Here is a 26,521-nt window from a genome sequence, read left to right on the forward strand (position 1 = left end):
ACCTCGCCATCCGAAGATGGACGGGGTATCAACTAATCTGGCGTTGATTTTTGGCACGCTGTTGAGTTCTCAAGGAACGGACGCTTCCTTTGTACTCACCCTCTCGGGCTTTCCTCCGGGCTTCCCTTCGGTATTTCGTGTTTCCAGCCTAGCAGATCCGATTTCCCGTTTCTGCCACCCGCTGGAGCGGGTTTGCTGGGTAGGAATTCACTTTCGTGTTTTCCGTTCCCGGCGGGTTTGAACACTACCAGGCTTTCTCGGTCCCCCCGACCACGTCCCCTGCGAGCATGCAGAGGTGTAGACCACTGAGGTTAGGATCTGGCTTGATAGGTGCTGCCGACCCGCGACTCAATGCCGCGTTGGGGTCAGGCAGGAGTACGACAGTACATCCCACCGTCAGTCGAGGCAAATCGTTTCCGGTAGTCCCTAGCTCCGCCCAACTGGTACGTCTCGTGCGGAACTAGGACTTCTTATGACTTACGCTTCACAGCAGTACGCCGTCCAGGACAGGTAGTGACGGCGCCTACACAATCTCCGCCCCTGGGAGGCTTCCCATGACAACCGTGACGTCGCCGCTTGCCGGACGCGCCATCGGTCTCGCCGCAGTTCCCGACCCGGTCTTCTCCGGTGCGATGGTCGGGCCCGGCACCGCCATCGATCCCGTACGTGAGCCCTCGGAGGCCGTTTCCCCGATCGACGGGGTCATCGTCTCCATGCACCCGCACGCCTTCGTCGTGGTCGACGGTGAGGGCCACGGTGTGCTGACCCACCTCGGCATCGACACCGTTCAGCTCAACGGGGAGGGCTTCGAGCTCCTCGTGAACAAGGGTGACACCGTCACGCGCGGCCAGGCCGTCGTGCGCTGGGACCCCGCCGCGGTCGAGGCCGCCGGCAAGTCCCCCATCTGTCCCATCGTGGCCCTCGAGGCCACCGCGGACTCGCTCTCCCAGGTCGTCGAGGACGGCGAAGTGAAGGCCGGCGACCAGCTCTTCGGCTGGAGCTGAGCCGGATCGTCCCCGTGACGACCGCGAGTTCGACATTCAACGCGGCGGCAGGTGCCGCCGCTCAATCGGAGACGGGTGAGATGGAGACAACGCTGCGAGGCGTCGGCGTCAGCCACGGTGTGGCGATCGGCGAGGTCCGGCACATGGGCACGGCGGTTCTCGAACCGCCGGCCAAGCAGATTCCGGCGGACGAGGCGGAGCGCGAACAGGGGCGCGCCCGTCAGGCCGTCGAGGCTGTCGCCGCCGACCTCAACGCGCGCGGCAACCTGGCCGGCGGCGAGGCCCAGCACGTGCTCGAGGCCCAGGCGATGATCGCCCAGGATCCGGAGCTCATCGCGGATGTGGACCGTCGCATCGCCGTGGGCAGCACGGCCGAGCGCGGTATCTACGACGCCTTCTCGCACTATCGCGAGCTGCTCGCCGGTGCCGGTGAGTACATGGCCGGGCGGGTCGCCGACCTCGACGACGTGCGGAACCGGATCGTGGCGCGCCTCCTCGGTGTGCCGATGCCGGGTGTGCCGGACAGTGACGAGCCGTACGTGCTGATCGCGCGGGACCTGGCGCCCGCCGACACCGCACTGCTCGACCCCACGCTGGTGCTCGGTTTCGTCACCGAGGAGGGCGGGCCGACCAGTCACAGCGCGATCCTCGCGCGGGCGCTGGGTGTGCCGGCCATCGTCGCGCTGCCGGGCGCGGGCGAGCTCGCCGAGGGCACGATGATCGCGGTCGACGGTTCGACCGGTGAGATCTTCGTGGACCCGAGCGAGGAGAAGAAGGCAGAGCTGACCAAGGCAGCGGCCGCGCGCAAGGCCGCGCTGGCGACGTCCAGCGGTCCGGGCGCCACCTCGGACGGGCACAAGGTGCCGCTGCTCGCCAACGTCGGTGGTCCGGCGGACGTGCCGGCGGCGGTGGAGGCCGGTGCCGAGGGTGTCGGTCTGTTCCGTACGGAGTTCCTCTTCCTGGACGACAGCAAGAACGCGCCGTCCGAGGAGAAGCAGGTCGAGGCCTACCGCAAGGTGCTCGAGGCGTTCCCCGAGGGCCGTGTGGTCGTGCGGGTGCTCGACGCCGGGGCGGACAAGCCGCTGGACTTCCTGACTCCGGCGGACGAGCCGAACCCGGCGCTCGGTGTCCGGGGTCTGCGGTCGCTCCTGGACCACCCGGAGGTGCTGCGGACGCAGCTGACCGCGCTGGCGAAGGCGGTCGAGGGGCTGCCGGTGTACCTCGAGGTCATGGCGCCGATGGTGGCCGACCGTACGGACGCGAAGGCCTTCGCCGACGCGTGCCGTGAGGCGGGGCTGCGGGCGAAGTTCGGTGCGATGGTCGAGATTCCCTCGGCCGCGCTGCGGGCGCGCTCGATCCTCCAGGAGGTCGAGTTCCTTTCGCTGGGCACGAACGACCTGGCGCAGTACACCTTCGCGGCCGACCGTCAGGTCGGTGCGGTGTCGCGACTCCAGGACCCGTGGCAGCCGGCGCTGCTCGACCTGGTGGCGCTGTCCGCCGAGGCGGCGAAGGCCGAGGGCAAGAGCTGTGGTGTCTGTGGCGAGGCCGCCGCCGACCCGCTGCTCGCCTGTGTGCTGACGGGTCTGGGTGTCACCTCCCTTTCCATGGGTGCTGCCTCGATTCCGTATGTGCGGGCGACGCTGGCCAAGTACACGCTGGCGCAGTGCGAGCGTGCCGCGGCAGCGGCGCGTGCCGCGGACACGGCGCACGAGGCGCGCGTGGCCGCGCAGGCGGTGCTGTCCGGGGAGTGATTCCCGGGGGCGCGTGAACGAAGGGGCTTTCCGTCACCGAGGTGGCGGGGAGCCCCTTCGGCGTGTCAGGGGTCAGTGGTGGGTGGTCCAGTCGTCGTCGGGGTCGGGAGTGACGGGGAAGCCGGCCAGGTGGTCGACGCCCGGTTCCGGGGAGAGGGGTTCTCCGGTGCGGGCGTCGGTGCAGTAGGCGGCGAAGACCTCGGCCTCGGTGAGAGGGGTGAGGGTGCCGCCGGTGAGGCGCCAGCCGTGGAGTCGGTCGCGGGCGCCTGGGGCGGTGGTGCGCAGGACGAGTCCGCCGGGGGCGCCGAGGACGATGCCCGCGGCGAGGACGGCGGTGAACTCGGCGGCCGCGACGTCCTCGACGTCCGTGGCCGGGGTGGTGCCGTCGGCGTGGAGGACGGCGATGAGTTGGTCGTCGGCGGCCGGGACGCTGCAGACGAGGTGGTGGGTGCCGGGGCCGGCTGCGTCCAGGAGCCGGGCGAGGAGGCGGGCGGCGCGCTCGAAGGCGGCCCGGCCGATGTCCTTGCCGCAGGTGGCGCAGTCGCCGGCGGTGGCGAGGACGGTGGTGGCGTACTCCCAGGTGGCGTGGCGGACGGCGGTGTCGACCAGCTCGGGGAGGAGGGTGCTGAGGGGTTGCCCGGTGTAGGTGACCCGGGCGCCGGTGGCGGCGAGGTGGGCGGTAAAGCGGCTGCGGCTGGTGGGGTGGTCGGGGTCGAGGGCGGTCTCGGCGCAGTAGGCCGCGTACTCCTCGGGGTCGAAGAGGGTGACGGTGGTGTGGCCGCCCTGGGTGGCGAGGGTCCTGAGGAGGGCCTCGACCTGGCGGAGGTAGGTGGTGTGGTCGTCGAAGGCGAAGGTGCGGTACCGCCGCATGGCCGTGAAGTCGTGCTCGTCGGCGAGGAGGCCGACCGTGCTGGGTACTTCGCGGCGCAGGGCGCGGCGGAGGTTCGCCGGGGTGGTGCCGGTCCGTGTCATGTCTCCCCCTGGAATGCGGTCCGATCAGTGCTCACTCACCGTAACCTTCGCCACTGACAGTGACGTCCTGGGGAGGCGTCGGCGGACGAGGCGGTTCTGGGCGGCGGTGGTGGCGACGAGCGCGGCGCCGAGGAACGGCCAGGCCAGGGGGCCTGCGGCGACGAGGCCGGTCATGAGGAGGGGTCCGACGAAGCGCTGGGTGGACTGGGCGAGGCCGTGGACGCCGAGGTAGGCGCCCTGTGCGTCGTCGGGGGCGAGGGCCACGGAGATCTCCCAGGACGCGATGGTGTGGATCATCTCGGCGAACGTGAGGGCGACGGCCGCGGTGATCAGGGCGACGGTGGAGAGGGTCCGGCCGCCGAGGGCGGAGGCGGTCAGGGCGAGTGTGCCGACGACGAAGAGGACCGCGAGGGGTCGGAGCAGGCGGCGGGCGGCCTCGGTGGAGGAGCCGAAGCGCGAGAGCGGGACCTGGAAGAGCACGACGAGGGCGCTGTTGACGACCATCAGGAGCGGGGCGAGGCCCACGGGGGCCTCGGTGGCGTGGACGATCCAGAGGGGCAGGGCGACCTGGAGGATCGAGTCGTGGAGGTAGAAGACGGAGTCCGCGGCGGTGAAGCCGAGGAAGCCCCGGTCGCGCCAGGGGCTGGAGGGCTTCGTCGTCCGGGTGGCGTCGGTGGAGGCTGCGGCGATGCGGGAGGCGGCGGGGGCCGGGGGTTCGGCGCAGCGGAGGGTGAGCGCGGCCATCACGAGGTAGGAGAGGGCGTCTCCGACGAGGAGGAGGTGGAAGGCGGTGGTGCTGCCGACGGCGAGGGCCGCCGCGGCGCCGAGGCCGCCGAGGGTCCAGCCGATGTTGGACGTGGTGCGGTTGATGGCCTGGTAGCGGATGCGGTCGGGGCCCGCGACCCGGGCGGCGTAGAGCTTGGTGAGGACGTTGGTGGCGCGGTCCGGGAGGGCGCCGGCGGCCGAGAAGAGGACGAGCAGCAGGTAGTCGTCGGTGGTGAGGAGGGCGAGGAGGGCCGCGGCGCGGAGCAGTTGGGTGCAGATGATGACGCGGACGAGGGGGAAGCGGTCGGCGAGGCGGCCGCCGAGGGGTGCGCCGGCGATGCCGGCGGCGCCGGAGACGGCGATGAGGAGGCCGACCTGGCCGAGGTCGAGGCCGGTGACGAAGGTGAAGTAGAGGGCCATGGCCGTGGACCAGAGGCCGGTGCCGCACTTGTCGATGAAGCCGACGACGAGCATGCGGCGCCCGTCCCGGCCACCGGGGATGCGGTCTGTGAAGGGTGTTCGGGTGGAGTGGGTGGCGCGGCTCAATGGGTCCCCCTTGCGAACTGCTTTGTATTGATACATACTTGAGTACGTGGCAGCACAATATTCGATCGAAGGCACGACAGCCAAGGGGATTGCCGCGTCCGTGGAGCGGGGCGTCACCGAGGGTGGACTCTCCCCCGGTGACGCCCTGCCGCCCGTGCGGCGTCTCGCCGACGAGCTGGCGGTGAGTCCGGGGACGGTCGCGACGGCCTACAAGGAGCTGCGGCAGCGCGGCCTGATCGTCACGCGCGGACGGGGCGGGACGGTCGTCGCGGAGGTGCCGTCGGTGGCCTCCCGGCGTCCGCCGCGCGTCCCCCAGGGCCTGGTGGACCTGGCAGGCGGCCATCCCGACCCGGCCTTCCTCCCCGTACTGCGTCCTCCGTCGTCGGTCAGTCCGGTCTACGGGTCCCATCGCGCCGCGCCACGGCTCGCGGCGCTGGAGGAGGTGACCCGGCAGTGGTTCGCGCGCGACGGGGTGCCGACCCGGCACGTGACCTTCGCGCACGGGGCGCTCGACTGCATAGCGCGGCTGCTCTCCACCGAGCTTCGGCCCGGTGACGCGGTGGCCGTGGAGGATCCGGGCTTCCACCATCTGCTCGACCTGGTGCCCGCGTTGGGACTGCGGATGGTCCCGGTGACCGTGGACGGAGAGGGGCTCGTACCGGAGTCGCTGCGTGCGGCGCTGCGGGGCGGGGTCCGCGCGGTGGTGTGCAGTCCGCGCGGGCAGTGTCCGACCGGGGCGTTCTTCACCCGCTCGCGACGGGACGAACTGGTCGCGGTGTTGCGGGACTTCCCCGAGGTGCTCGTCGTGGAGGACGACCACAACGCGGAGATCGGCGGGGCCGCGGCGCACACGCTGGCCGCGGCGGGGCTCGAACGGTGGGCGCAGGTGCGGACCGCTTCCAAGCACCTCGGCATCGACCTGCGGTGGGCCGGCGTGGCGTGCGACGCGATCACGCTCGCCCGGCACGACGGGCGCATGCTGATGACCTCGGGCTGGGTCAGTCACGTCCTCCAGGAGACGGTGGTCGGCCTCTTCCGCGACAGCGCGGTACGGGCGCTCGTGGCGGAGGGCGAGGCGGCGTACACGGCGCGGCGCGCGGCCCTGGTCGACGCGCTCGGGGCGCACCGGATCCGGGCGGTCGGGGCCAGCGGGCTGAACGTGTGGGTGCCGGTGCGGGACGAGTCCGCCGTCGTCAACGGGCTGCGGACACAGGGCTGGTGGGTGGCCGCGGGGGCGCGGTTCCGGATCACCGCCCCGCCGGCCGTCCGGATCACCACGTCGACGCTCGCCTCCGAGGACGCGCCCCGTCTGGCGGCGGACTTCGCGGAGGTGCTGGGGGACGCGCAGGCGACGTACGGCGGTTGACGCCGTAGGGGGCGCTGCGGAGGGGGCCTCGGAGGTCGGTGGCGACGGGGCGTGGTGGTGGAGCGGCGGGGCGTGTCGCGGTGTGGCGCGGGTCACGGGAACCCGGACGAACCGGCGCCCAGTGCCTTGTGTGGAATCACCTATGAGAGATCGTTTCCGCGCCGGGGACCCCTCCGCGCTCGGTGAGGCGTACGACGAGCACGCCCGCGTGCTGTACCACTACGCCTACCGGGTGTGCGGGGACCGGGCGGCCGCCGAGGACGTCGTTTCCGCCGCGTTCCTCGAGGCCTGGCGCTGTCGCGGGAAGGTGCACGCCGAGGGCGGCAGTCTGCGCCCGTGGCTGCTCGGCATCGCGACCAACATCATGCGCGGGTCCGCCCGCGAGGCGCGACGGCGGGACGCGGCGCTGGCCCGGCTTCCCGAACGGGGCGTCCTGCCGGACTTCGCCGACGACGTGCTCGCCCGCCTGACCGACGGGGAGCAGATACGGGCCGCGCGCGCCGCCCTCGGGAAACTGCGGCGGCGTGAGCGGGAGGTCTTCACGCTCGTCGTGTGGGCCGGGCTCGACTACGCGGCAGCCGGAGAGGCGCTGGGGGTCCCGGTCGGCACGGTCCGGTCCCGGTTGTCGCGCGCGCGTGAACGGCTCCGGAAGCTCGCCGAGGCCGAACTGCGGTCGGCGCGCCGGGAGGAGCGGTCGGCGGCTGCCGCCGTCCGGTCCTCCGGCGGAGTGACGGGGGCGGCCGTCGGTCGCACCGCCGGCACCCGTGCCCGTACGGCTGCCGTGTCCGAGGCGATACGGCCGGAGGCCGGCTCCGGAGCCGCGCACCCGGTGGCCTCCCCCGACTCCGTGCGCCGCACCGTCGCACCCGATGCCGTGAGCCGAGCCGACGCGACGCCCCGCACCGCCTGTCCCGCCCTCGTACCCCGACCGATCCCGGAGAACCAGGCATGAACGCCTTCGCCCCCCGTCCGCCGCGTCACCGCGAGACGGACGCGCACGCCGACACCCTGCTGCGGGCCGAGCTCGCCGAGCTGCTGCCCCCGCCGCCGGTGCCCGAACTCGCGCCGGAGCGGAACCACGAGCTGCGGCACACCGTCCTGCGGACCGCACTCGCCTCGGACGACGCCGCCCCGGCCGAGCCGCCCGGTCGGAGCGGGTCGCGCGGCCGCCCGAGGCTCGGCTGGATCGTCGCACCCGTCGCCGCCTGCGCGGTCGTGGCCGGGGCCGTCGTGCTCGCTCCCCAGGACACGCCTACCGGGACTCCGGACCGGCCCTCGGCCGGGCAGCGCGCGGCGCCCGGCGCCGTGCAGGTGCTGTCCCGTGCGGCGCTGGCCGCTGCCTCGGCGCCCGCGCCCGATGCACGGCCGGAGGGGTACGTCTATGTGAGGAGCCTGGTCGCGTACGCGGGGCGCGGCGCCGACGGCGGGCCGCCGACGCTGCCGGCCGCCCATCGGCGCGAGGTGTGGCTGTCGGCGGACGGCAGCCGGCCCGGGCTGCTGCGCGAACCCGGTGCGGACGACACGACGCTCGGGCCTCCGCTGCCCGTGTACGAACTGGACCGTCGCGGCGCCACTCCGAGGAAGCGCACCACCGGGGCCGAGCCGCCGTCCGTCACGAACCCGACCCACGCGTACGTGGCGACGCTTCCGACGGATCCGGAGGCGCTGCTGCGGCTGGTCAGGGCCGAGACCCGGCAGGCCGGGGGCGATCCGGACCAGCGGGCGTTCACCGCGATCGGGACACTCCTCGCCGAGACCTGGGCTCCGCCGAAGGTGACGGCCGCGCTGTACGGGGCGGCCGCGCGGATCCCCGGGGTCACCGTGCTGCCGTCCGCGAAGGACGCGGCCGGGCGCGAGGGCGTCGCCGTGGCCCGTACCGCGTCCGACGAGCAGACCCAGTGGATCTTCGACCGTGCGACCTCGGCGTTCCTCGGGGAGCGCACGGTCCTCACCGGGACGACGTCGGCGGGCCACGCAGGCACCGTCCTCGGGGTGTCCGCCGTGCTCGCCAAGGCAGCGGTCGGCGCCCCCGGCGAGCTGCCGGAGGCGCCGAAGGGGTAGTCCGGGTCAGCCCCTGCGGGAGGCCGCCAGGGTCTCGTAGAAGTGCAGGAGGCCGAGGTCGTCGACCGAGCCCGCGTTGACGGCCTTGGCCAGGGGGGTGCCCTGGAGGAGGCGCTTGACCGGGACCTCGATGCGCTTGCCCGTGAGGGTGTGCGGGACGCCCGGCACCTCGATGATCTCGTCGGGGACGTGGCGCGGGGAGAGTTCGGTGCGGATCGTCCGCTTGATGCGGGCGATCAGCTCCTCGTCGAGGGTGGCGCCCTCGACGAGGTGGACGAAGAGCGGCATCCAGTAGCCGCCGTCCGGCTCCTCCAGGCCGATCACGAGGGACTCGCGGATCTCCGGGAGACGTTCGACGGCCTCATAGATATCGGCGCTGCCCATCCTGACGCCCTGACGGTTCAGGGTGGAGTCGGACCGGCCGTGGATGACGACCGAGCCGTGGTCGGTGATCGTGATCCAGTCCCCGTGGCGCCAGACGCCCGGGAACATCTCGAAGTAGCTGTCGCGGTAGCGGCTGCCGTCCGGGTCGTTCCAGAAGTGGATCGGCATGGACGGCATGGGGTTGGTGACGACGAGTTCGCCGACCTCGCCGATCACGGGCTTCCCGGAAGGGTCCCAGGCCTGGAGGTCGGTGCCGAGGCCCGCCGCCTGCAGTTCGCCGATGTGGACCGGGAGGGTGGGGACGGCGCCCGCGAAGCAGGAGCACACGTCGGTGCCGCCGCTGACGGAGGCGATCCAGAGGTTCTCGCGGACCTCGTCGTGGAGCCAGCGGAAGCCGTCGGGCGGCAGCGGGGAGCCGGTGGTGGCGACGCACTTCACCGCCGAGAGGTCGAAGTCGCGGCCGGGGTGCACGTCCGCCTTCGCGCAGGCCATCACGTACGCGGCGGAGGTGCCGTACAGGGTGGCGCGGGTGCGCTCGGCGACGCGCCACTGGGTGGCTGTGTCGGGGTAGCCGGGGCTGCCGTCGTACAGGACGACGGTCGTGCCGGTGAGCAGGCCGGAGACGAGGAAGTTCCACATCATCCAGCCGGTGGAGGTGTACCAGAAGAACACGTCCTCGGGGCCCAGGTCGCAGTGCAGGCCCAGCTGCTTGACGTGCTCGACGAGGATGCCGCCCTGGGACTGGACGATCGCCTTCGGCAGGCCGGTGGTGCCGGAGGAGTACAGGACCCAGAGCGGGTGCGAGAACGGGACCTGCTCGTAGACGGGCTCGACGTCCGCGGCGACCAGGTCGGCCCAGGCGAGGGTGCCCTCGGGCGCCGGGGTGCCGAGCAGGGGGACGTGGACGACGGCCCGGAGGGTCGGGAGCTCGGCGCGCAGTTCGGCGACGGTGTCGCGGCGGTCGTGCTCCTTGCCGCCGTAGCGGTAGCCGTCGACCGTGAACAGGACGACGGGCTCGACCTGCTGGAACCGGTCGAGGACGCTGCGGGCGCCGAAGTCGGGGGCGCAGGAGGTCCACACGCCGCCCACCGCGGCGGTGGCGAGGAGGGCCACGACCGACTGCGGGACGTTGGGCAGGTAGCCGCTGATCCGGTCGCCCGGCCGGACGCCCAGGGCACGGAGTTCGGCGGCGAGGGAGCCGACCTGGCGGCGGAGCTCGGCCCAGGTGATCGACGTCGGCTCATGTGTTTCGTCCACATGGAGCAGCGCCGTGTCATGGGGGCGCTCACCTGCGGCGCGCAGGGCGTGCTCGGCGTAGTTGAGGGTGGCACCGGGGAACCATTCGGCGCCCGGCATCGAACGGTCGCCGAGGACGCGCTCGTACGGGGTGGAGAAGCGGATGTCGAACCACTCGACGATCGCCTGCCAGAAGGCTTCGAGCTCGTCGACGGACCAGCGGTGGAGCGCCGGATATCCGCCGTCGGCCGGGGCGCCGTGGTGTTCGGCGGCCCACGTCTGGAAGCGGGTGACGGCTGCCGTGGCGATGCGTTCCTCGTCCGGCTGCCAGAGCGGCTCGGTCTGCGCTGATGTCATTGGGGTGGCTCCCTGGCTGTACGCGGGGTCGGCGTGTGTCCCGCGCACGTGCTGGGGTGTGCGCGTGACGCGGCTGACAGGACGATGCCATGTGATCGTCTTTCGCACCAGGTCTGCCCGCCCATGGTCGGGGAGTTGAATATGTGCTCCCACCACGGGTGAACGCCAGTTGAACGGAGCCTGTTCCGCCCCTTCCGGGTGGCAGGCTGAGCTGCATGGACGGTCGTGAACTGGTGCGTTCGATGAAGGTGTTCGGCTCGGTGCGGGGGTTGCGGACGGTACGGGCGGCGTGGCGGCAGCGTCGTACGGATGCGTGGGGGTTGCCGCCCAGGGGTGCGGAGCGGGCCCGGGTCCCGGGCCTGGCGACGGGTGCGGAGGCGGCGCCCGGTGGGGGGACCGTCCGGTTCGCGCGGTCCTCGTTGCGGATCCGCGTGACGGCGGGCGGCACCGTGTTCTGGGGGTGGGACGGGGCCGAGCCGCTTCCGTCGTACGCGCTGGCCGGTGACGCGCCGGAGCCGGATCCGCGGGCCTCCCTGGAGCCGGACACGGACGGCGGCTGGCGGATCGTGTCGGAGCGGGTGACGGTGGCGGTGTCCCGGCACGGTGCGGTGGAGATCCGGACGCCGGGCGGGGTGATGCTGCGCCGTGATCTGCCGCCGCGCTGGTGGGAGCCGGTGGCACAGCCCACTCCTGCGGATGCGAGGCAGGACTCCTCGGAGAGGTCGGCTTCTCCGCGTGCCGGGTCGGCGGCCGGCGCGGCCCCGGCCAGTGGGGCGGCGCGCTGGGTGCAGCGCAGTGAGGTGCCGGCGGACGCGCGGTTCTTCGGGCTGGGCGGCCGCTCGGCGGGACCGCGGCTCCGGGACGGCTCGTACCGCCTCTGGAACACCGACCCCAAGGGGAGCTTCGGTCCCGGCGACGATCCGCTCTACCTCACCATGCCCGTGCAGTTCGTCGTCTCGGACGCGGGGACGCACCTGGCCTTCCACGACAACTCCTGGGACGGCCGGGTCACCCTCGCCGAAGGGGAGGAGGGCGCGGGGTCCGGGCACGACCGGCCGGGGACCAGCGAGGTCCGGATGGGCGGCGGTCCGCTGCGCTGCTGGGTGGTGGTCGGCACCCCCGCGCGCGTGCTCCACGGCTGGGCGGCGCTCACCGGAGCGCCCGCGCTGCCGCCGGACTGGGCGCTCGGACCGCAGCACGCGCGCTGGGGCTTCGGCAGCGAGCGCGAGGTGCGGCGGATCGTGGCCGGATACCGGGAGCGGGGGCTCCCGCTGTCCGCCGTCCACCTGGACATCGACCACTACGACGGGCACCGGGTGTTCACCGTGGACCGGGAGCGATTCCCCGATCTGCCGGGGCTCGCGAAGGAGCTGCGGGAGCAGGGCGTGCGGCTCGTGTCGATCGTGGACCCCGCGGTGAAGGTCGAACCGGGGAACCCGGTCTACGACGGCGGGCGGGCGGCCGGGGCCTTCGTGCGGGACGCGCGGGGCAACGAGGTCCACGGGGTGGTGTGGCCGGGCGAGTGCGCCTACCCGGACTTCACCGATCCGGCGGTACGGGAGTGGTGGGGCGGGCTGTACGAGGAGCGGCTCGGGCAGGGCTTCGCCGGGGTGTGGCACGACATGAACGAGCCGGTCTCCTTCACGCCCTTCGGCGACATGACGCTGCCGCGCTCGGCACGGCACGACCTGGACGGACGGGGCGGCGACCACCGAGAGGCGCACAACGTGTACGGCCTGACGATGGCGCGGGCCGGGTACGAGGGTCTGCGCCGGCTGCGTCCCGACGAGCGGCCCTTCCTCTTCTCGCGTTCCGGCTGGGCGGGGATGCAGCGGTACGGGGGCACCTGGTCGGGCGATGTGTCGACCGGGTGGCCGGGGCTGCGGGCCTCGCTCGCCCTGGTCCTGGGGCTCGGACTGTGCGGGGTGCCGTACTCGGGCCCCGACGTGGGCGGTTTCGACGGCAGTCCGTCGCCGGAGCTGTTCCTGCGCTGGTACCAGCTGGGGGCGTGGCTGCCGCTGTTCCGCACCCACGCGGCGATCGGGGCGGGGCGGCGCGAACCGTGGGAGTTCGGTCCGGAGGTCCTGGAGCACGCGCGCGAGGCACTGGCCGAACGGGAGCGGCTGCGGCCGTACTTCACGACCCTGGCGCGGCTCGCCCGGATGACGGGCGCACCGTACGTACGCCCGCTGTGGTGGGGGACGCCCGAGGACCGGGTGCTGCGCGACTGCGAGGACGCGTTCCTGCTCGGCGACGCGCTGCTGGTGGCGCCGGTCCTCACCGGGGGCGCCGACCGGCGGGCGGTGCGGCTGCCGCGCGGACGCTGGTACGACACGGCGACGGGGCAGGCGTACGAGGGTCCCGGGCAGGTGCTGCTCGACGCACCGCTCTCCCGGGTGCCGGTCCTGGCGCGGGCGGGTGCGGTGCTCGCGGTACGGGGCGACGACGGCGAACCGGCCCTGGAGGTGTGGGCGCCCGCCGCCGGACGGACGGGCGGCGGGCTCGTCGTCCGGGACGCGGGGGACGGCTGGGAGACGGCCGAGATCGAGCGGTACCAGTCGCGGCTCGTGGACGGCCGGGTGGTCGTGGAGCGGGTGACGGACGACGGGGTGGAGGAGGCGGAGTTGCCGGTGCGGGTGCGGGGGGTGTGATCCCGCGGCGCCCTCGGTCTGATCCCGCCGCCGGAGGGCTCGTGCTTCGGCGGCGGGACCAAGGCCCGGGAGGTCGCGCTCCCGTGACCGGATCGGGTACGGAGGGAGCGCGGCCCCTCCGCAGGCCCGCCCGGCCGGTCACCGTCGGGCTCCGCTCAGCCGTACTCCCCCGCGAACCATTTCCGTACCGCCTCCGTGTGGAGGGGGAAGGCGAGTTCCCCGGGTGCGTGGAGCACGTGGTGGCCGCTCGTCTCGTCGGTGAGGACCGAGGGCGGGAGCGCGGCCGCCGGGCGGGGCGGGAGGATGCCGAAGAGGAGGAGGTGGCCGGCCGGGGAGCTCAGCGCGTCGGCGAGGCGCACCTCCTCGGCGACGGCCACGATCCCCGTCTCCTCCCGCAGTTCGCGGGCCACGGCGGCGCGCCAGTCCTCGCCGTGGTCGATGAAGCCGCCGGGCAGGGCGACCCCGCCGCGCGCCGGTTCGATGGTGCGGGTGATGACGACGAGGCCCGTGTCCGTTCCGTCCGTGACCGGGAGCAGGGCGACGGCGACGGGCAGCGGGTTGCGGTAGGCGGTCTGACCGCAGGCCGGGCAGGTGCGGGGCCAGCCGGCGTCGGCCCGGTGGGCGGCGCCGCAGAACGTGCAGTGGGAGTCCTTCACGGGCCGACCGTATGCGATCACCTTTCCCGGCGCTGCCGGAACTGATAGACGGTGCGCATGACAGGACTCGCTTCCGCTCTACGTACCCTCGCCGTCGCGGCCGCGGCCGGACTGCTCGCCGTCACCGGCGCCGTCGCGGCTCCCGCTCCCCCGGCGTCCGCCGCGCCGGAACCCAAGGCGCCACGGGAGTTCGTGGCTCTCGACTCGGTGGACCGGACGATCATCCAGGAGATGCGCTACACGACGGCGCACAACTTCGTGGGCGAGCCGGTGGACGGCTACCGGCAGCCGCTCTGCATCCTGACCCGGCCGGCCGCCGAGGCCCTGCACCGCGCGCAGACGCGGCTCCTCGCGCGCGGCTACACGCTCAAGGTGTACGACTGCTACCGGCCGCAGCGGGCCGTCGACCACTTCGTGCGCTGGGCGAAGGACCTGGCGGACGAGCGGATGAAGGGGGAGTTCTATCCGCTCGTCGACAAGTCGAGGCTGTTCGAGGACGGCTACATCGCGGCGAAGTCCGGGCACAGCCGGGGCTCGACCGTGGATCTGACGATCGTCCGGCTTCCGGCGGCGCCCACGCGCGCGTACGTGCCCGGCGAGCGGCTGACGAAGTGCTACGCACCGCGCGTGGAGCGGTTCCCCGACAACTCCGTGGACATGGGGACCGGGTACGACTGCTTCGACACGCTCTCGCACACCGACGACCCCCGGATACAGGGCGCGCAGCGGGCCCACCGGCAGCTGCTCGGGAGCGCGCTCGCCGAGCAGGGCTTCGTGAACCTGCATGAGGAGTGGTGGCACTTCACCTTCAAGCCGGAGCCGTTCCCGAGTACGTTCTTCGACTTCCCGGTGGCACGGAGGTCGGTGGCCGGTCACTGAACCTTTCGCCCGCGGGGCTCCCGTGCCACACTTCTGACGGATCGTCAGGTAAGGGTGGATCGACGGCAGGCACGGGAGGCCTCGATGGCACGGACACGCACACCGGTGGTGGCCGGATGGTTCACCGACGACACCGTGCCGGAGGCGGAGTTCCGGCTGCTCGGGACCCGGTGCACGGCCTGCGCCTCGGTCTTCTTCCCGCGCGCGGACGACGGCTGCCGCAACCCGGTCTGTCCCGGCGGCGGGGACCTCGCCGAGTTCCCGCTCTCCCCGCGCGGCCGGGTCTGGTCGTACACCGACGGGCGATACCGTCCGCCCGCCCCGTACGTCTCCGATCCGGACGCGCCCTGGGAGCCGTACACCCTCGTCGCCGTCGAGCTGGCGGCCGAGGCGATGGTCGTGCTCGGGCAGGCCGCGCCGGGGGTGACGACGGCCGATCTGGCCATCGGGACGGAGGTCGAGGTGGTGCCCGGGGTCCTCGACGAGGACGACGAGCACATCTGGACCACCTGGAACTGGCGGCCCGTCGCAGCGGAGGAGCGGTCGTGAACGACATCGCCGTCATAGGGGCGGGAATGCACCCCTGGGGCAAGTGGGGACGCAACTTCATCAGTTACGGAACGGCCGCCGCCCGCGCCGCGCTCGCCGACGCCGGTCTGGACTGGTCGGACGTCGGCTCCGTCGTCGGCGCGAACACCATGCGATGCGGATACCCGGGGTACGTGTCCGGGGCGACGTTCGCGCAGGCCCTCGGGTGGCAGGGCGCGCGGGTCGCCAGCGTGTACGCAGCCTGCGCCTCGGGCGCCCAGGCGATCGGGACCGCGCGGGCCCAGATCCTCGCCGGACTCGCGGACGTCGTCCTGGTCGTCGGCGCGGACGCGACGCCCAAGGGCTTCCTCGCCCCGGCCGGCGGCGAGCGCCCCGACGACCCGGACTGGCTGCGCTTCCGGGTGCTCGGGGCCACCAACCCCGCGTACTTCGCGCTCTACGCCCGCCGCAGGATGGCGCTGTACGGGGACACGACCGAGGACTTCGCCCAGGTGAAGGTGAAGAACGCGGCGGCCGGCGCGCTCAACCCGCTGGCCCGATACCGCGCGCGCGTGAGCGCCGAACAGGTCGCCGCCTCGGCCGTCGTCGCCGACCCGCTGCGGCTCCTCGACATCTGCGCCACCTCGGACGGGGGCGCCGCGCTCGTGCTGTCCAGCATGGAGTTCGCACGCGGCCACGGACATCCCGACCCGGTGCGGGTCCGGGCCGTGTCGACGGTCTCCCCCACCTACCCCAAGGCGGTGCTCGACCTCCCGGACATCGCGACCGACTCGGCGGTGGCCGCCGCGCCGGCCGCGCACTCCTTCCGCGCCTCCATCGCGCGTGCCGCCTACGAGGAGGCGGGGATCGGGCCCGAGGACCTGTCCCTCGCGGAGGTCTACGACCTGTCCACCGCGCTGGAACTGGAGTGGTACGAGGACATCGGGCTGTGCGCGGCCGGCGAGGGCGCCAAGCTGCTGCGGGAGGGGGCGACCGCGCTCGGCGGACGCGTACCCGTCAACACCAGTGGCGGGCTGGCCTCGTTCGGGGAAGCCGTGCCCGCCCAGGCGATCGCCCAGGTCTGCGAGCTGACGTGGCAGCTGCGGGGCACGGCCGGTGACCGGCAGGTGCCGGGGGCACGGGTCGGCATCACCGCGAACCAGGGGCTGTTCGGGCACGGGTCGGCGGTGGTGGCGGTGCGCTGAGGGACCGGGTGCCGGAGGAGCCTCGGCGGTGGGCCGAGGAGACTCGGCCCACCGGTGTCAGGGAGCGACCGTCGCGTGGCTCCGGTCCGCGAGGACGAGCGCGTGCTCGACCACGGCGACGAGGACGTTCTTCACGGACTCACGGTCCCGGGCGTCGCACATCAGCAGCTCGACCTCCGGGTCCAGGTCCAGCGCCCCGCGCACGCTCTCCGCGGGGAACCGCCGGGCGCCCTCGAAGCAGTTGACGGCCACCGTGAACGGGATGCCGCGCCGCTCGAAGTAGTCGATGGCCGCGAAGCTGTCCTCCAGCCGGCGGGTGTCGGCCAGGACGACCGCGCCGAGCGCGCCCTGCGCCAGCTCGTCCCAGAGGAACCAGAAGCGGTCCTGTCCGGGGGTGCCGAACAGGTACAGGACGAGGTCCTCGCGCAGGGTGATCCGCCCGAAGTCCATGGCGACCGTCGTGGTCGTCTTGGTCTCGACCCCGTGCAGGTCGTCGACGGGCCGCCCCGCCTCGCTGAGGATCTCCTCGGTCCGCAGGGGCCTGATCTCGCTGACCGCGCCCACCAGCGTCGTCTTGCCGACCCCGAACCCGCCCGCGACGAGGATCTTCAGGGTCACCGGCTCGACGTACGGCTTCTTGCGGCTAGAGCGCCCGAAGGCCATTGATCACCTCGCGGAGAATGCTCACATCCGGCAGCTCGGCCGGCGGAACGGGGCGGGTCACATGGACGAGTTCGTCCTCGACGAGGTCGCCGACGAGCACCCGGACCACCCCGACGGGGAGGTCGAGTCCTGCGGCGAGCTCGGCGATCGACTGGGGCTGCTCGGAGCAGCGTTCGACGATCTCCACGTGCTCGGGGGAGAGCGTCTGGTCCCGGCCGGGGTCGTCGGCGGCGGGTTCGGGCACGACCACCGCGATCAGGTCGAGGCGGTGGCGGGTGGCGGCGCTCGTCCGGCCGCGGGTCATCGCGTACGGACGGACCACCGGCCCGGCCTCGTCGTCGAACCAGTGGTGCTGGGCCGGGGTGGCGCTCTGGTCCTGCTCCGTGGGCCGGTTCAGCTGGTTCCGCTCGGCTGCGTCGCTCATGCCGTCCCCACTCACCCTCCCGCGGGCAGACCGGTCCGGGGCGCCGTCGCGAGGTGGGCCCCGACCCGCTTCACCATCAGCGTCATCTCGTAGGCGACCTGGCCGACGTCGGAGTCCGCGTCGGCGAGCACGGCCAGGCAGCTGCCGTCACCGGCGGCCGTGACGAAGAGGAAGGCGTCCTCCAGTTCGACGACCGTCTGGCGAACCCTGCCCGCCTCGAAGTGCCGTCCGACGCCCTTGGCGAGGCTGTGGAAGCCGGAGGCCACGGCGGCCAGGTGCTCGCCGTCCTCCCGGGTCAGGTCCTGGGACGCGCCGGTGGGGAGGCCGTCGCTGGAGAGCACCAGGGCCTTCCGGATGGACGCGACGCGCTGCACGAGCTCGTCGAGCAGCCAGTTCAGCTCGCCGTTTCCGTTGCCGGAGGTGGTGCTGGATGCTGCGGCGTTCGGTGCGGTCATCGACCGTCCCCCTCGGGTGTCGTTCCAGGTGCTGTCGGGTCGTCAGGGTCGGCGTTCTGCTGTCGTCCGCGCTGCCAGCCGCTCTGCATGGCGGCCATGCGCGCGCGTACCTCCTCGGCGTCACGCTCGAAGGAGTCGGCCTCCGCGGGTACGGCGCCGCCGCTCGCACCGGCGTCGGCGCGGTCGCCCGTACGGCGTTCGGCCGGGCCGTCGGTCGCGCGCAGCTGGGGCGCGAGGCTGGCCTGGCGGACGCGGCGGGGCAGTCCGCCGAACGGCTCGGGGCTCGCCGGCGGCACGGGACCCTCCGGTGGTACGGGGACGAGGGTGGGGCCGGTTCCGCGCGGGGCGAGGGGCAGACCGTGCTGCCGGCCGGTGCCGCGCGGGGGTACGGGCCGGCCGGTTCCGCCGGGGGGTACCGGCCGCTCGTCCTGCCCGGTGCCGTAGGCGTGGTGGTCGGCGCCGCCGGGGCCGTCCGTCGCCCCTGAGCCCTCGGTCACCCGGCCGTGGACGGGATGCGCCCGGCCGTTGAGGGGCGGCTCCAGGTCGGGGAGCGCGTGGGCCCGGTCGGTCCCGTCGGCACCCCGGCCGCGGTCCGGTCCTTCGATGCCCCGGCCGCGGTCGGGCTCGTCCACACCACGGCCGCGGTTCGGCTCGTCGAGGCGGCGGCCGTGGTCCACGACGAGCGTCGGGGTGCGGCGGCGCGGCAGCGGTACGGGGCCGAGGACGCCCGCGTCGGCGGGCTTCTCCTCCTCGTTGCGTCCGCCCGTCCGGTCGGTGGCCTGCTGGAGCTGCTCGCCCGCGGGCGCGAGCCCGGCGCGGCGCCGGCCGCGGGGCCGGAAGAGGCCGCCGCGCTCGCTCTCGGTGTCGAGGAGATCCGCCGCGCCGTCGAGGAGCACGTCGAACTCCTCGCTGCCGAGGGGTCCCTCCAGCTCGACGGGTCCGTCGAGCGGGCCCGTCGCGTCGGTCACGTCCGGGACGCGGGCGAGCGCCGGGCGGCGGCTGGGCAGGACGCCCTCGTCGGCGGGCCCGGGGCGCTCCAGGGTCTTGCGGTCCAGCCGGAAGCCGGCGCCCTGGGTCTCCGGCGCGTCGGTGAGCAGCGCGGCCGGGATGAAGACGACCGCGGTGGTACCGCCGTACGGGGAGGTCTGGAGCGAGACCCGGACGTTCTGGCGCTGGGCGAGCCGGCTGACCACGAAGAGGCCGAGCCGGTCGGTGTCCGAGAGCTCGAACTCGGGGGTCTCCGCGAGCCGGAGGTTGGCGTCGAGGAGGGCGTCGGGGTTCATTCCGAGGCCGCGGTCGTGGATCTCCAGCGTGAAGCCGTTGGCGACCCGCTCGCCGAGCACCTGGACGGCCGTGTGCGGGGGCGAGAACACCGTGGCGTTCTCGAGGAGTTCGGCGATGAGGTGGGTGAGGTCCGCGACGGCGGGGCCGCCCACGCCGAGGCGCGGGAGTCGGCGGACCTCGATGCGTTCGTAGTCCTCGACCTCGGCGACGGCGGCGCGGACCACGTCCATGAGCTGGACGGGCTTGCGCCACTGTCGGGAGGGCGCGGCGCCGGAGAGGATGACGAGGCCCTCGGCGTGCCGTCGCATGCGGGTGGTGAGGTGGTCGAGCCGGAAGAGGTCGGCGAGTTCGTCGGTGTCCTCGGTGCGCCGTTCCATGGTGTCGAGGAGGGTGAGCTGGCGGTGCAGGAGGACCTGGTTGCGGCGGGCGAGGTTGACGAACACCTCGGAGACGCCGCGCCGCAGCTCGGACTGTTTCACGGCGGCCTCGACGGCGGCGCGCTGGAGGGTGTTGAGGGCCTGGCCGACCTGGCCGACCTCGTCCTGCCCGTATCCCAGGTGGGGGACTTCGGTGACGATGTCGACCTGTTCGCCGGCGGCGAGCCTGCGCATCACGCTGGGCAGGCGGACACCGGAGACCTCCTGGGCCTCCTTCTGGAGGCGGCGCAGGTCGCGGACGAGGTCGCGGCCGATGCGGACGGAGATGACGATCGAGGCGAGCAGGGCGAGGAAGCCGAGGACTCCGGCGACGCCGGCCTTGAGGAGGACGCTGTACGCCGCGGGCTGGACGCGGTCCTGGTAGCGGTCGCCGGCCGCGGTGTTCTCCCTGGCCAGGTCGTCGAGGACGGGGCTGGCGTTGTCCTGCCAGTAGGCGGGGGTGACGGCGCGCGGGTTGTCGGTGGGGCCCTGCTCGATGATCGCGTTCTCGGCGGTGCGCAGCGGCTGGCTGTCGGGGCTGCGCCAGTACTTCTCGAAGCGGTCGCGCTCGGCGGCGGGCAGGAGTTCGAGGTTCACCTCGTAGAACTGCTCACGGTTGGCGACGAGGTCGGATATCGCGCGGATCTCCTGGGCGGTGACCCGGTCCGCGACGAGCGCGGAGAGGACGAGCGCGTCCTCGCGGGAGAGCAGCTCACGCGCGCGGGTGACGCCGACGAGGGCGCGGCCCTGCTTGTCCATCTCCACGCTCTCGAGGGCGTGGAGGGTGATGAGGAAGGCGTAGCAGGGGTCGACGAGCCGGTTGTAGAACTCGAGGGCCTGCATGCGGCCGATGTCACGTTTCTCCACCGAGCGGCGCAGCGAGGCGATGCCTTCGAGTGCTTCGAGGAGGGAGGTGAGCCGCTGGGCGGTGACGGGACGCATCTCCTCGCGTACGCCGGGGTCGGCGGCGTTGGCGCGGATGCGGGCGATCTGGCGGTCGGTCGCCCGGCGGGTCTCGTCGAGGGAGCCGAGTGCGTCGGAGCCCCGGGGGTCGGCGAGATAGATGAGGGACTGACGCCGTTCGAGCTGGATGACACGGGCGGTGTCCTCGAGGGGGTAGCCGACCTTGTCGACGATGTAGCCGACGTCGAGGAGCTGGTCGGCCTCGCGTCCGGTGAGGACCGTGGCGAAACCCCACAGGCACGTCAGCGAGACGAGTGGTACGAGCAGCAACGCCACGATCTTCCGGCGGATGGACTTCCCGCGAAAGCGCATGGCCTCCCCCAGCTCGACCTCCGTGGCCCCGGAGGTCCTTCACGTTCGTGACGTCCGGCGTCAACACGCGGCGTCAACCTTGAGATTCAACAAACGGCGGCGTGAGCCTACTACTGCATCACGGCCATCCCGAAGGCATGTCCGGGCTATTTTCAGCCTGTCGAGTGAGTCTTGATCATGAGATGTCCTGGTATTCGGGGAGTTGGGATTGGTCGATGTGGCGTAGGACACCTGACGATGCGCCATTTCTCCGGCCTGCGGAGATGGCTGGAATTGTGCGTTCCGCCCCCCTCCCGCTCACGTTCGTCCCAGGTCGGGCGAAACCTTTTCCCTCGCTCGTGCGTCAATAAGTACGGGGCGGTTTCTGTCCGTGTATAGGCGCTCAAGACGGGCAGTCGTTCCTGAAGACGGTCAGTGGTGGGGAGTGACGGGACAATGGAACACGAGGCGCGGTCGGCGCGGCAGTTGTGGGTGGAGGACGAGCGGGCGCGAAGGCGTATGCCGGATCCCGTGCGCACCTCCGCCGTACGGGCCGTGATGATCACATCGGTGACGCTCGTCCAGGGGGTCGTGGCGTTCTTCAGCACCGTGACGGGCTCATGGCTGGCGTTCCCGATGACCGTCAGCGCGGTGGTGTCCACCGTGGTGGCCACCTGGAGCGTGCTCGACGTCTGGATCACCCGTCAGGTGTGGCGCCAGCGCAACGGTGTGGTGTCGGAGCCGAGCAGCACGGCGCGTCCGCCGCTCCGTGCGAAGCGCGGGGAAGGCCGGGCGGAGCCCGCGTCGCTCTCCGAGGCGGCCTGACCCCGGCGGAACGAGACCGGCCGGCCCGGCCCGGGACACCGGGGCGGGACGCCGGGGCGGGACGCCGGAACCGGCGGAACGAACGTGAGCGGCCCGGCCCCCCGTCGAGGGGGCCGGGCCGCTCACGTCTGACCTAGAGGGACGCGGGCCGGCCGGCGTCGTCGGACGTGTGCCGGCGGTACATCCGCGTCGCCGTGATCTCGCCGTGGATCGTCTCGCCCTCCGCCGCGGTCTGCGGCAGACCCGGACGCAAGTGCTCCTCCACGCTGATGTACTTCAGGCCGGCCCGCAGGTCGGCGTCGTTGCGCAGCCGGATCACCAGCGGGAACTCGGCGAGCGCCGTCGTGTCGAACAGGCCCGTCGTGTACAGGAGCTGCACGCCCAGCGCGTCCGACACGGCCCGCTGGAGCTCCAGCAGGTACGTGGCGTTGGCGCGGCCGATCGGGTTGTCCAGGAACAGCGTGCCCGCGTGCCGGTGCCTGTCGCGGCCCCGGTCGTTGGAACGGAGCGCCGCCATCGTGCAGTACAGGGCGATGGCCGCGGTGAGCAGCTGACCTCCGGAGAAGACGTCGCCCATCTGCCCGACGGGCACCCGCTCGGCGCGCAGCACCGCGTCCGGCTTGAGGATCTCGACGGAGACGCCCTTGGGTTCGAGCGCCGCCTGGACGCCGCGCAGCAGCAGGGACATGCCGTCGCGGCGCAGGTCGGAGTTCTTCCTGACGGCGGCGCGGGTCGCCTCGTCGACGACCTCGCCGAGCCGCTCCGCGAGGGTGGCCTGGTCGGGCTCCTCGAAACGGATGCGCAGGAACTCCTGGCCCGACCACTCACCGAGGCCCTCGGGGAGGCGGGAGAGCCGCTGCGCCGAACGGAGCGTCGCGAGCGAGGACTCCACCAGGCCGCGCAGCCGGTCGACGATCGAGTCGCGGTTGCGCTCCAGCTGCTCCAGCTCGTCGGTGAGGACCCGCAGCCGGGGCGCGAAGGCCTCGGCCCACCTGGCGGCGTGTTCGGGCAGCGCCGACGCCGGGAGTTCGCGGATCTGCTGACGGGCCGGGGTGCGGACCTGCTCGTAGCGGGTGGAGTTGGCGTGCCGTACGAGGATGTCGCTCGCCTCGCGCACGGCGGCGTCGGCCGCCGACAGCTCGGCCGTGCAGGCGCGCAGCGAGCGGCGTGCCTCGGCGGCCGTCGTCCGGGCCTCCTCCAGGCTGCCGGGGTACGGCTCGGTCTCCTCCCGCTCCTCGTCCGTGTGGTCGCGGAGCAGGTCCCGCAGCAGGGCGGCGGTCTCGTCGAAGCCGCCCGCCGCGTCCTCGGCGGCCCGGTGGTCCCGGAGCAGTCCGGTGTGGGCGGCGCGGGCCGCCTCCAGGGCGTCGGTGCGGGAGGCGAGTCCGGCGGTGGCGGTACGGAGCAGGACCTGGGCCCGCTCGGCGTCGGCGGGGACGAGGTCCTCGGGCAGCTCGGTGTGCTCCTCGCCGTCCTCGGGGGCGAGTCGCTCGGCCTCGCCGCGCAGGCGGCCGAGCTTCTCGCTGGCCTCCGAGGCGCGGGTCTCCAGCATCTGCACGAGGGACTCGGCGCGCGCGGCGGCGGCCTGCCGGGACGGGCCGTCGGCGCCGTCCGTGGACTCCAGGAGCTGCTCGGCGCGGGTGCGGACCTTGTTGGTGAGGCGGTCGAGCTCGGTGAGGGCGGCGGACTCGTCGCCCTCGGCACGGGCCTGCTCGGCGCGCAGGTCGGCGCCGACGCCGACCTTCTCGTACAGCTGGGACGCGGCCCGGTAGGCCTCGCGGAGGGTGGGCAGCGCGGCCCGGGGCGCGGCGGCGTCGCCCTCGGGGAGGGTGTCGGGGGCGCCGGCGATCTCGGCGCGCTCGGCCCGCAGGGCGCGGGCGGTGCGGTGGGCGTCGTCGGCGGAGCGCTGGGTGGCGCGCCGGTCCTCGTCGGCGGCACGCGCGCGTTCCAGACAAGTCTGGGCGCGGGCCTCGGCCTCGGCGGCGTCGTCGGCGAGTTCACGGAGCTTGGCCTGCCAGGCCGACCGCTCGCGCAGCCGGAAGGCGAGGCCGGCGAGGGCGTCGGCGACCCGGCGGGCGCGCTGGGCCGCCTCCTGGCGCTCGTCCCGTACCTGGGCGGCTTCGGCGGCGGCCTCGTCGGCCTCCGCGCGCGCGGTGCGGGCCTCGTCGAGGGTGGCGGCCGCGGCCTCGGCGGTCTCGCGGGCGGTCGTGGCGACGGCCGCGAGTTCGGCGAGCATCCCGGGCGGGCAGTCGGCGCGCCAGGAACCGATCCGGGCCGCGAGGGAGCGGTCTCCGGCGAGGCGGGCGGCGAGGGTCCGGATCTCCTCGTCGCGGGCCGCGGCGCGGGCCCGCAGGGCGTGCCGCTCCTCGTCGGCCGCGTGCTCGTCGTGCATGGCCGGGTTCGGCGGGACGAGGAACACATGGTGGACGCCGCTGTCGTCCGCGGTGTCCCGCGCCGGTACCGGGGCGAGCAGGGCGGCGGCCGTGCCGACGGCCACGGCGGAGCGCGGCAGCAGCGCCGCGGTGCCGAGGACCTCGCGGGCACGCCCGTACGAGACGGGGTCGGTGATCACGACGCCGTCGACCAGCTCGGGGCGGGCGGCGAGGACGCGCGCGTGGTCGGCGGGGTCGACGGACTGGGCGAGGTAGCGCCAGCCGGGGAGGGCGGGGATGCCGTGCTCACCGAGGTACTCGACGGTGGCCAGGACGTCGGGGCCCGGCGGCAGCAGGCCGCCGTCGCCGAGGGCGCCGAGGATGCGGGAGTCGTCGGCCGCGGCGGTGCGCAGCTCGAAGAGCTGCCGCTCGGCCGAGGTGACGGCCTGGTCGAGCATGCCGCGGAGTTCGTCGGCGTACCGGTCGAACTCGGTGACGGTGAGCGGGCCCTGGGGCTCGTCGCCGGTGTCCGTCCCGGCGGCTTCGCAGGTGTCCGCGCCGCCGGGGGTGGCCGCGCGCTGACCGGGCAGGGGCGAGCCGGTGGACGGCAGGTGCGAGCCGGTGGACGGGAGGCTCAGGAGTTCGGCCAGCCGCCGCTCGCCCGCGAGGAACTCGGCGGCGCGGCGCTCCGCGTCGTAGGCGTTCCCGGCGGCCTCGGCGGCGTCCGCGGCGCGGGCCGCGGCGAGTTCGGCACGGGCCTCGGCGCCGGCGGTCTCACGCGCGCGGTCCGCTGCCGTACGGGCGGCCTCGCGCGCGGTGTCCCAGGCGGCGACCGTCGTCTTCTCGGCGTCGCTCGCGGCGAGTGCGGCACGGGCGGGGTCGGCGTCGGGCGCGGTGTCGTCGAGCCACCCGGCCCGTACCGCCTCGGCGGTCTCCTGCTCGACCTCGGCGAGGCGCTGGCGCAGGTGCCCGGCCTCGCTGCGGGCCCGCTGGGCCTCGGTCGCGGCGGACGTGGCGTCGCGGTGGGCGGTCTCGCCGGCCTCCTGGAGGGCGGTGGAGCGTTCCTCCTCCTCGGCCGCGTGGCGCTCGCCCTCCTCGGCGGCGGCGGAGAGGGCCCGTACGAGGTCGGCGGCGGCCTCGGCGCGGGCCGCGAGGGCCGGGGCGGCGTCCCGCTCGGCCTCGCGGATGGCCGCGGCCACGCGCGCGGAGCGGTCGCCGGCGGCGCGGTGGCGGAGGACGATCTCGGCCGCCTGCCAGGCGGCGTGCACGGTGCGGGCGTCGGTGAGCTCGCGGCGCTGGGACGCGGCGCCCTTCTCGGCGGCGGTCAGCGCCAGGGAGGCGTGCCGGTAGGCGAGTTCGGCGGCGATGAGGGCGGCACGTCCGCGGGCGGTCTCGGCCTCGGCGACGGAGTGTCCGGCGGAGGTGACCTGCTGGGCGAGTTCGGCGCCCCGCGCGCGTTCGACGGCGGCGCGGGCGGAGAGCCGGCGGGCCAGGGTACGGGTGCGGCGCTCGGCCGCCGTGTGGATCTCGCGCGCGGTGGCGCGGGTCCCGGCGGCGTCCACGATCCGGTTGAGGAGGTCCACGGAACCGGCGGTGAACTCGCGCTCGGCGGTGAGCTCGGCGCGGCGGCCCAGCTTGTTGCCGAAGCCGCCGACGAGGTCGGCGAGACCGTCGGTGTCCCGTGTGTCGGTGACGGCCCGCAGCAGCAGGTCGGTGAAGTCGGAGTCCTTCTTGACCGCGAAGAGACCTGCCGCCTCGCCCTCGTCGGCGTTCATCTCACGCTGGTAGCGGAAGAGTTCCGGGTCGAGACCGAGCTCGCCGAGGTGCTCGTTCCAGCGGTCGTGGATCTCCTCCCAGTAGACCTCCAGGTGCGGGTAGGCCTTGCCCGCCTCCGTGATCGCGTCGCGGAAGCCCTTCATGGTGCGGCGGCGGCCGGTCGCGCCGGAGGCCCCCTCGACGGGCGCGCGGACGGAGGTCGCCTCGGCGACGGGGAGGTTGTCCAGGCTGAGTCCGGGGCCGGGACGGAACGAGTACCAGGCCTCGGCGAACTTCCGAGGGTCCGAGGAGACCTGCCGGCCTCGCCACTCGCTGGCCTTGCCGACGACGACCAGTTCGCCGGTGAGGGTGTGCTGCCATTCGAGGGCCACGTGGCCGCAGTCGTCGGCGAGGAGGAACTTGCGCAGCACGCCGGAGCTGGCGCCGCCCAGGGTGTTGCGGTGGCCCGGGAGCATGACCGAGAAGATCAGCTTGAGGAGGACGGACTTGCCTCCGCCGTTCTCCAGGAAGAGCACGCCCGCGGGGGCGGGGCGGCGCGGCGGGCCGACCGGCTCCTCCTCGAAGAACTCCGCCTGGGTGGGGGCGGGGTGGGGCACGGGTGCGCCGACCCCGCGCAGGTCCAGGACGGTGTCGGCGTAGCGCGCACCGGCGGGGCCGATGGAGTACAGGCGGACCCGGGACAGCTCGTACATGG

19 protein-coding genes are annotated in these 26,521 nt (G+C 73.6%); 10 read left to right on the forward strand and 9 right to left on the reverse strand.

From position 1 onward, the window contains the following. Nucleotides 1–554 precede the first annotated feature (554 nt). Both OG392_RS06405 and ptsP read left to right on the forward strand, forming a co-directional pair. Nucleotides 555–1,004 (forward strand): PTS sugar transporter subunit IIA, encoded by a 450-nt coding sequence (locus tag OG392_RS06405; RefSeq protein WP_329276514.1) that lies wholly within the window; start codon nucleotides 555–557, stop codon nucleotides 1,002–1,004. Nucleotides 1,005–1,084: 80 nt separating this feature from the next. Then, entirely contained in the window at nucleotides 1,085–2,755 is a 1,671-nt protein-coding gene (ptsP, locus tag OG392_RS06410) for a phosphoenolpyruvate--protein phosphotransferase (protein WP_329276516.1), read from the forward strand. Nucleotides 2,756–2,827: 72 nt separating this feature from the next. Here the strand turns inward: ptsP and OG392_RS06415 are convergent, their stop codons facing one another. Both OG392_RS06415 and OG392_RS06420 read right to left on the reverse strand, forming a co-directional pair. Beyond that, a complete protein-coding gene (locus OG392_RS06415) occupies nucleotides 2,828–3,727 on the reverse strand; it encodes a hypothetical protein (RefSeq protein ID WP_329276518.1) in 900 nt (299 codons plus the stop codon). Between the two features lie 24 nt (nucleotides 3,728–3,751). Then, complete coding sequence (locus OG392_RS06420) at nucleotides 3,752–5,038, reverse strand: MFS transporter (protein ID WP_329276520.1); 1,287 nt, start codon at nucleotides 5,036–5,038, stop codon at nucleotides 3,752–3,754. Between the two features lie 46 nt (nucleotides 5,039–5,084). On the opposite strand from OG392_RS06420, the gene OG392_RS06425 reads away from it, so the two are divergent. The 3 genes from OG392_RS06425 to OG392_RS06435 all read left to right on the forward strand — a co-directional run bounded on the left by OG392_RS06425 (nucleotide 5,085) and on the right by OG392_RS06435 (nucleotide 8,465). After that, nucleotides 5,085–6,404, forward strand: coding sequence for a GntR family transcriptional regulator (locus tag OG392_RS06425; RefSeq protein ID WP_329276522.1), 1,320 nt, complete (start codon nucleotides 5,085–5,087; stop codon nucleotides 6,402–6,404). 142 nt (nucleotides 6,405–6,546) lie between these two features. Beyond that, a complete protein-coding gene (locus OG392_RS06430) occupies nucleotides 6,547–7,356 on the forward strand; it encodes an RNA polymerase sigma factor (protein ID WP_329276524.1) in 810 nt (269 codons plus the stop codon). Next, nucleotides 7,353–8,465: a CU044_5270 family protein gene (locus OG392_RS06435; protein WP_329276526.1), complete on the forward strand. Its 1,113-nt coding sequence runs from the start codon at nucleotides 7,353–7,355 to the stop codon at nucleotides 8,463–8,465. The genes OG392_RS06430 and OG392_RS06435 overlap by 4 nt, the downstream gene beginning before the upstream one ends. Nucleotides 8,466–8,471: 6 nt before the next feature. Here the strand turns inward: OG392_RS06435 and OG392_RS06440 are convergent, their stop codons facing one another. Beyond that, nucleotides 8,472–10,442 carry an acetoacetate--CoA ligase gene (locus tag OG392_RS06440; RefSeq protein WP_329276528.1) on the reverse strand — a complete coding sequence of 657 codons (1,971 nt, stop codon included), beginning with the start codon at nucleotides 10,440–10,442 and terminating at the stop codon, nucleotides 8,472–8,474. 215 nt (nucleotides 10,443–10,657) lie between these two features. Here OG392_RS06440 and OG392_RS06445 point away from each other — a divergent pair, with 215 nt between their 5' ends. Continuing rightward, the gene (locus OG392_RS06445; protein WP_329276529.1) at nucleotides 10,658–13,093 is read left to right on the forward strand and encodes a glycoside hydrolase family 31 protein; all 2,436 of its coding nucleotides are present in this window, start codon (nucleotides 10,658–10,660) and stop codon (nucleotides 13,091–13,093) included. A gap of 155 nt (nucleotides 13,094–13,248) precedes the next feature. Here OG392_RS06445 and OG392_RS06450 read toward each other — a convergent pair whose 3' ends face one another. After that, on the reverse strand, nucleotides 13,249–13,770 hold the full coding sequence (locus OG392_RS06450; RefSeq protein ID WP_329276531.1) for an NUDIX domain-containing protein: 522 nt from the start codon (nucleotides 13,768–13,770) through the stop codon (nucleotides 13,249–13,251). Nucleotides 13,771–13,806: 36 nt separating this feature from the next. Here OG392_RS06450 and OG392_RS06455 point away from each other — a divergent pair, with 36 nt between their 5' ends. From OG392_RS06455 to OG392_RS06465, 3 genes are all read left to right on the forward strand, one after another. Next, on the forward strand, nucleotides 13,807–14,628 hold the full coding sequence (locus OG392_RS06455; protein WP_329276533.1) for a M15 family metallopeptidase: 822 nt from the start codon (nucleotides 13,807–13,809) through the stop codon (nucleotides 14,626–14,628). A gap of 84 nt (nucleotides 14,629–14,712) precedes the next feature. Next, entirely contained in the window at nucleotides 14,713–15,177 is a 465-nt protein-coding gene (locus OG392_RS06460) for a Zn-ribbon domain-containing OB-fold protein (RefSeq protein WP_329276535.1), read from the forward strand. Next, on the forward strand, nucleotides 15,174–16,361 hold the full coding sequence (locus tag OG392_RS06465; protein WP_329276537.1) for a lipid-transfer protein: 1,188 nt from the start codon (nucleotides 15,174–15,176) through the stop codon (nucleotides 16,359–16,361). Before OG392_RS06460 ends, OG392_RS06465 begins: the two co-directional genes overlap by 4 nt. Nucleotides 16,362–16,418: 57 nt before the next feature. Here OG392_RS06465 and OG392_RS06470 read toward each other — a convergent pair whose 3' ends face one another. Genes OG392_RS06470 through OG392_RS06485 form a run of 4 tightly spaced genes read right to left on the reverse strand, consistent with a single transcriptional unit; the run spans nucleotide 16,419 to nucleotide 20,878 of the window. Then, nucleotides 16,419–17,024 (reverse strand): GTP-binding protein, encoded by a 606-nt coding sequence (locus tag OG392_RS06470; protein WP_318206704.1) that lies wholly within the window; start codon nucleotides 17,022–17,024, stop codon nucleotides 16,419–16,421. Further along, on the reverse strand, nucleotides 17,005–17,448 hold the full coding sequence (locus OG392_RS06475; protein ID WP_329276541.1) for a DUF742 domain-containing protein: 444 nt from the start codon (nucleotides 17,446–17,448) through the stop codon (nucleotides 17,005–17,007). The genes OG392_RS06470 and OG392_RS06475 overlap by 20 nt, the downstream gene beginning before the upstream one ends. An 11-nt stretch (nucleotides 17,449–17,459) precedes the next feature. Beyond that, nucleotides 17,460–17,903, reverse strand: a complete 444-nt coding sequence (locus tag OG392_RS06480; RefSeq protein ID WP_329276543.1) for a roadblock/LC7 domain-containing protein — start codon at nucleotides 17,901–17,903, stop codon at nucleotides 17,460–17,462. Continuing rightward, a complete protein-coding gene (locus OG392_RS06485; protein WP_329276544.1) occupies nucleotides 17,900–20,878 on the reverse strand; it encodes a sensor histidine kinase in 2,979 nt (992 codons plus the stop codon). The genes OG392_RS06480 and OG392_RS06485 overlap by 4 nt, the downstream gene beginning before the upstream one ends. Nucleotides 20,879–21,388: 510 nt before the next feature. On the opposite strand from OG392_RS06485, the gene OG392_RS06490 reads away from it, so the two are divergent. Further along, nucleotides 21,389–21,682: a hypothetical protein gene (locus OG392_RS06490; protein WP_443054693.1), complete on the forward strand. Its 294-nt coding sequence runs from the start codon at nucleotides 21,389–21,391 to the stop codon at nucleotides 21,680–21,682. Nucleotides 21,683–21,815: 133 nt separating this feature from the next. On the opposite strand, the gene OG392_RS06495 is transcribed toward OG392_RS06490, so the two are convergent. Then, the gene (locus tag OG392_RS06495; protein WP_329276548.1) at nucleotides 21,816–26,519 is read right to left on the reverse strand and encodes a hypothetical protein; all 4,704 of its coding nucleotides are present in this window, start codon (nucleotides 26,517–26,519) and stop codon (nucleotides 21,816–21,818) included. Between the last annotated feature and the right edge of the window lie 2 nt (nucleotides 26,520–26,521).

This window comes from Streptomyces sp. NBC_00691, assembly GCF_036226665.1.
GTDB lineage: Bacteria > Actinomycetota > Actinomycetes > Streptomycetales > Streptomycetaceae > Streptomyces.

Bases quoted from the DNA above. Each gene is read 5' to 3' on its own strand.
- OG392_RS06405 (WP_329276514.1), top strand. From the start codon at position 555: ATGACAACCGTGACGTCGCCGCTTGCCGGACGCGCCATCGGTCTCGCC.
- ptsP (WP_329276516.1), top strand. From the start codon at position 1,085: ATGGAGACAACGCTGCGAGGCGTCGGCGTCAGCCACGGTGTGGCGATC.
- OG392_RS06415 (WP_329276518.1), bottom strand. From the start codon at position 3,727: ATGACACGGACCGGCACCACCCCGGCGAACCTCCGCCGCGCCCTGCGC.
- OG392_RS06430 (WP_329276524.1), top strand. From the start codon at position 6,547: ATGAGAGATCGTTTCCGCGCCGGGGACCCCTCCGCGCTCGGTGAGGCG.
- OG392_RS06435 (WP_329276526.1), top strand. From the start codon at position 7,353: ATGAACGCCTTCGCCCCCCGTCCGCCGCGTCACCGCGAGACGGACGCG.
- OG392_RS06440 (WP_329276528.1), bottom strand. From the start codon at position 10,442: ATGACATCAGCGCAGACCGAGCCGCTCTGGCAGCCGGACGAGGAACGC.
- OG392_RS06445 (WP_329276529.1), top strand. From the start codon at position 10,658: ATGGACGGTCGTGAACTGGTGCGTTCGATGAAGGTGTTCGGCTCGGTG.
- OG392_RS06455 (WP_329276533.1), top strand. From the start codon at position 13,807: ATGACAGGACTCGCTTCCGCTCTACGTACCCTCGCCGTCGCGGCCGCG.
- OG392_RS06460 (WP_329276535.1), top strand. From the start codon at position 14,713: ATGGCACGGACACGCACACCGGTGGTGGCCGGATGGTTCACCGACGAC.
- OG392_RS06470 (WP_318206704.1), bottom strand. From the start codon at position 17,024: ATGGCCTTCGGGCGCTCTAGCCGCAAGAAGCCGTACGTCGAGCCGGTG.
- OG392_RS06475 (WP_329276541.1), bottom strand. From the start codon at position 17,448: ATGAGCGACGCAGCCGAGCGGAACCAGCTGAACCGGCCCACGGAGCAG.
- OG392_RS06480 (WP_329276543.1), bottom strand. From the start codon at position 17,903: ATGACCGCACCGAACGCCGCAGCATCCAGCACCACCTCCGGCAACGGA.
- OG392_RS06485 (WP_329276544.1), bottom strand. From the start codon at position 20,878: ATGCGCTTTCGCGGGAAGTCCATCCGCCGGAAGATCGTGGCGTTGCTG.
- OG392_RS06495 (WP_329276548.1), bottom strand. From the start codon at position 26,519: ATGTACGAGCTGTCCCGGGTCCGCCTGTACTCCATCGGCCCCGCCGGT.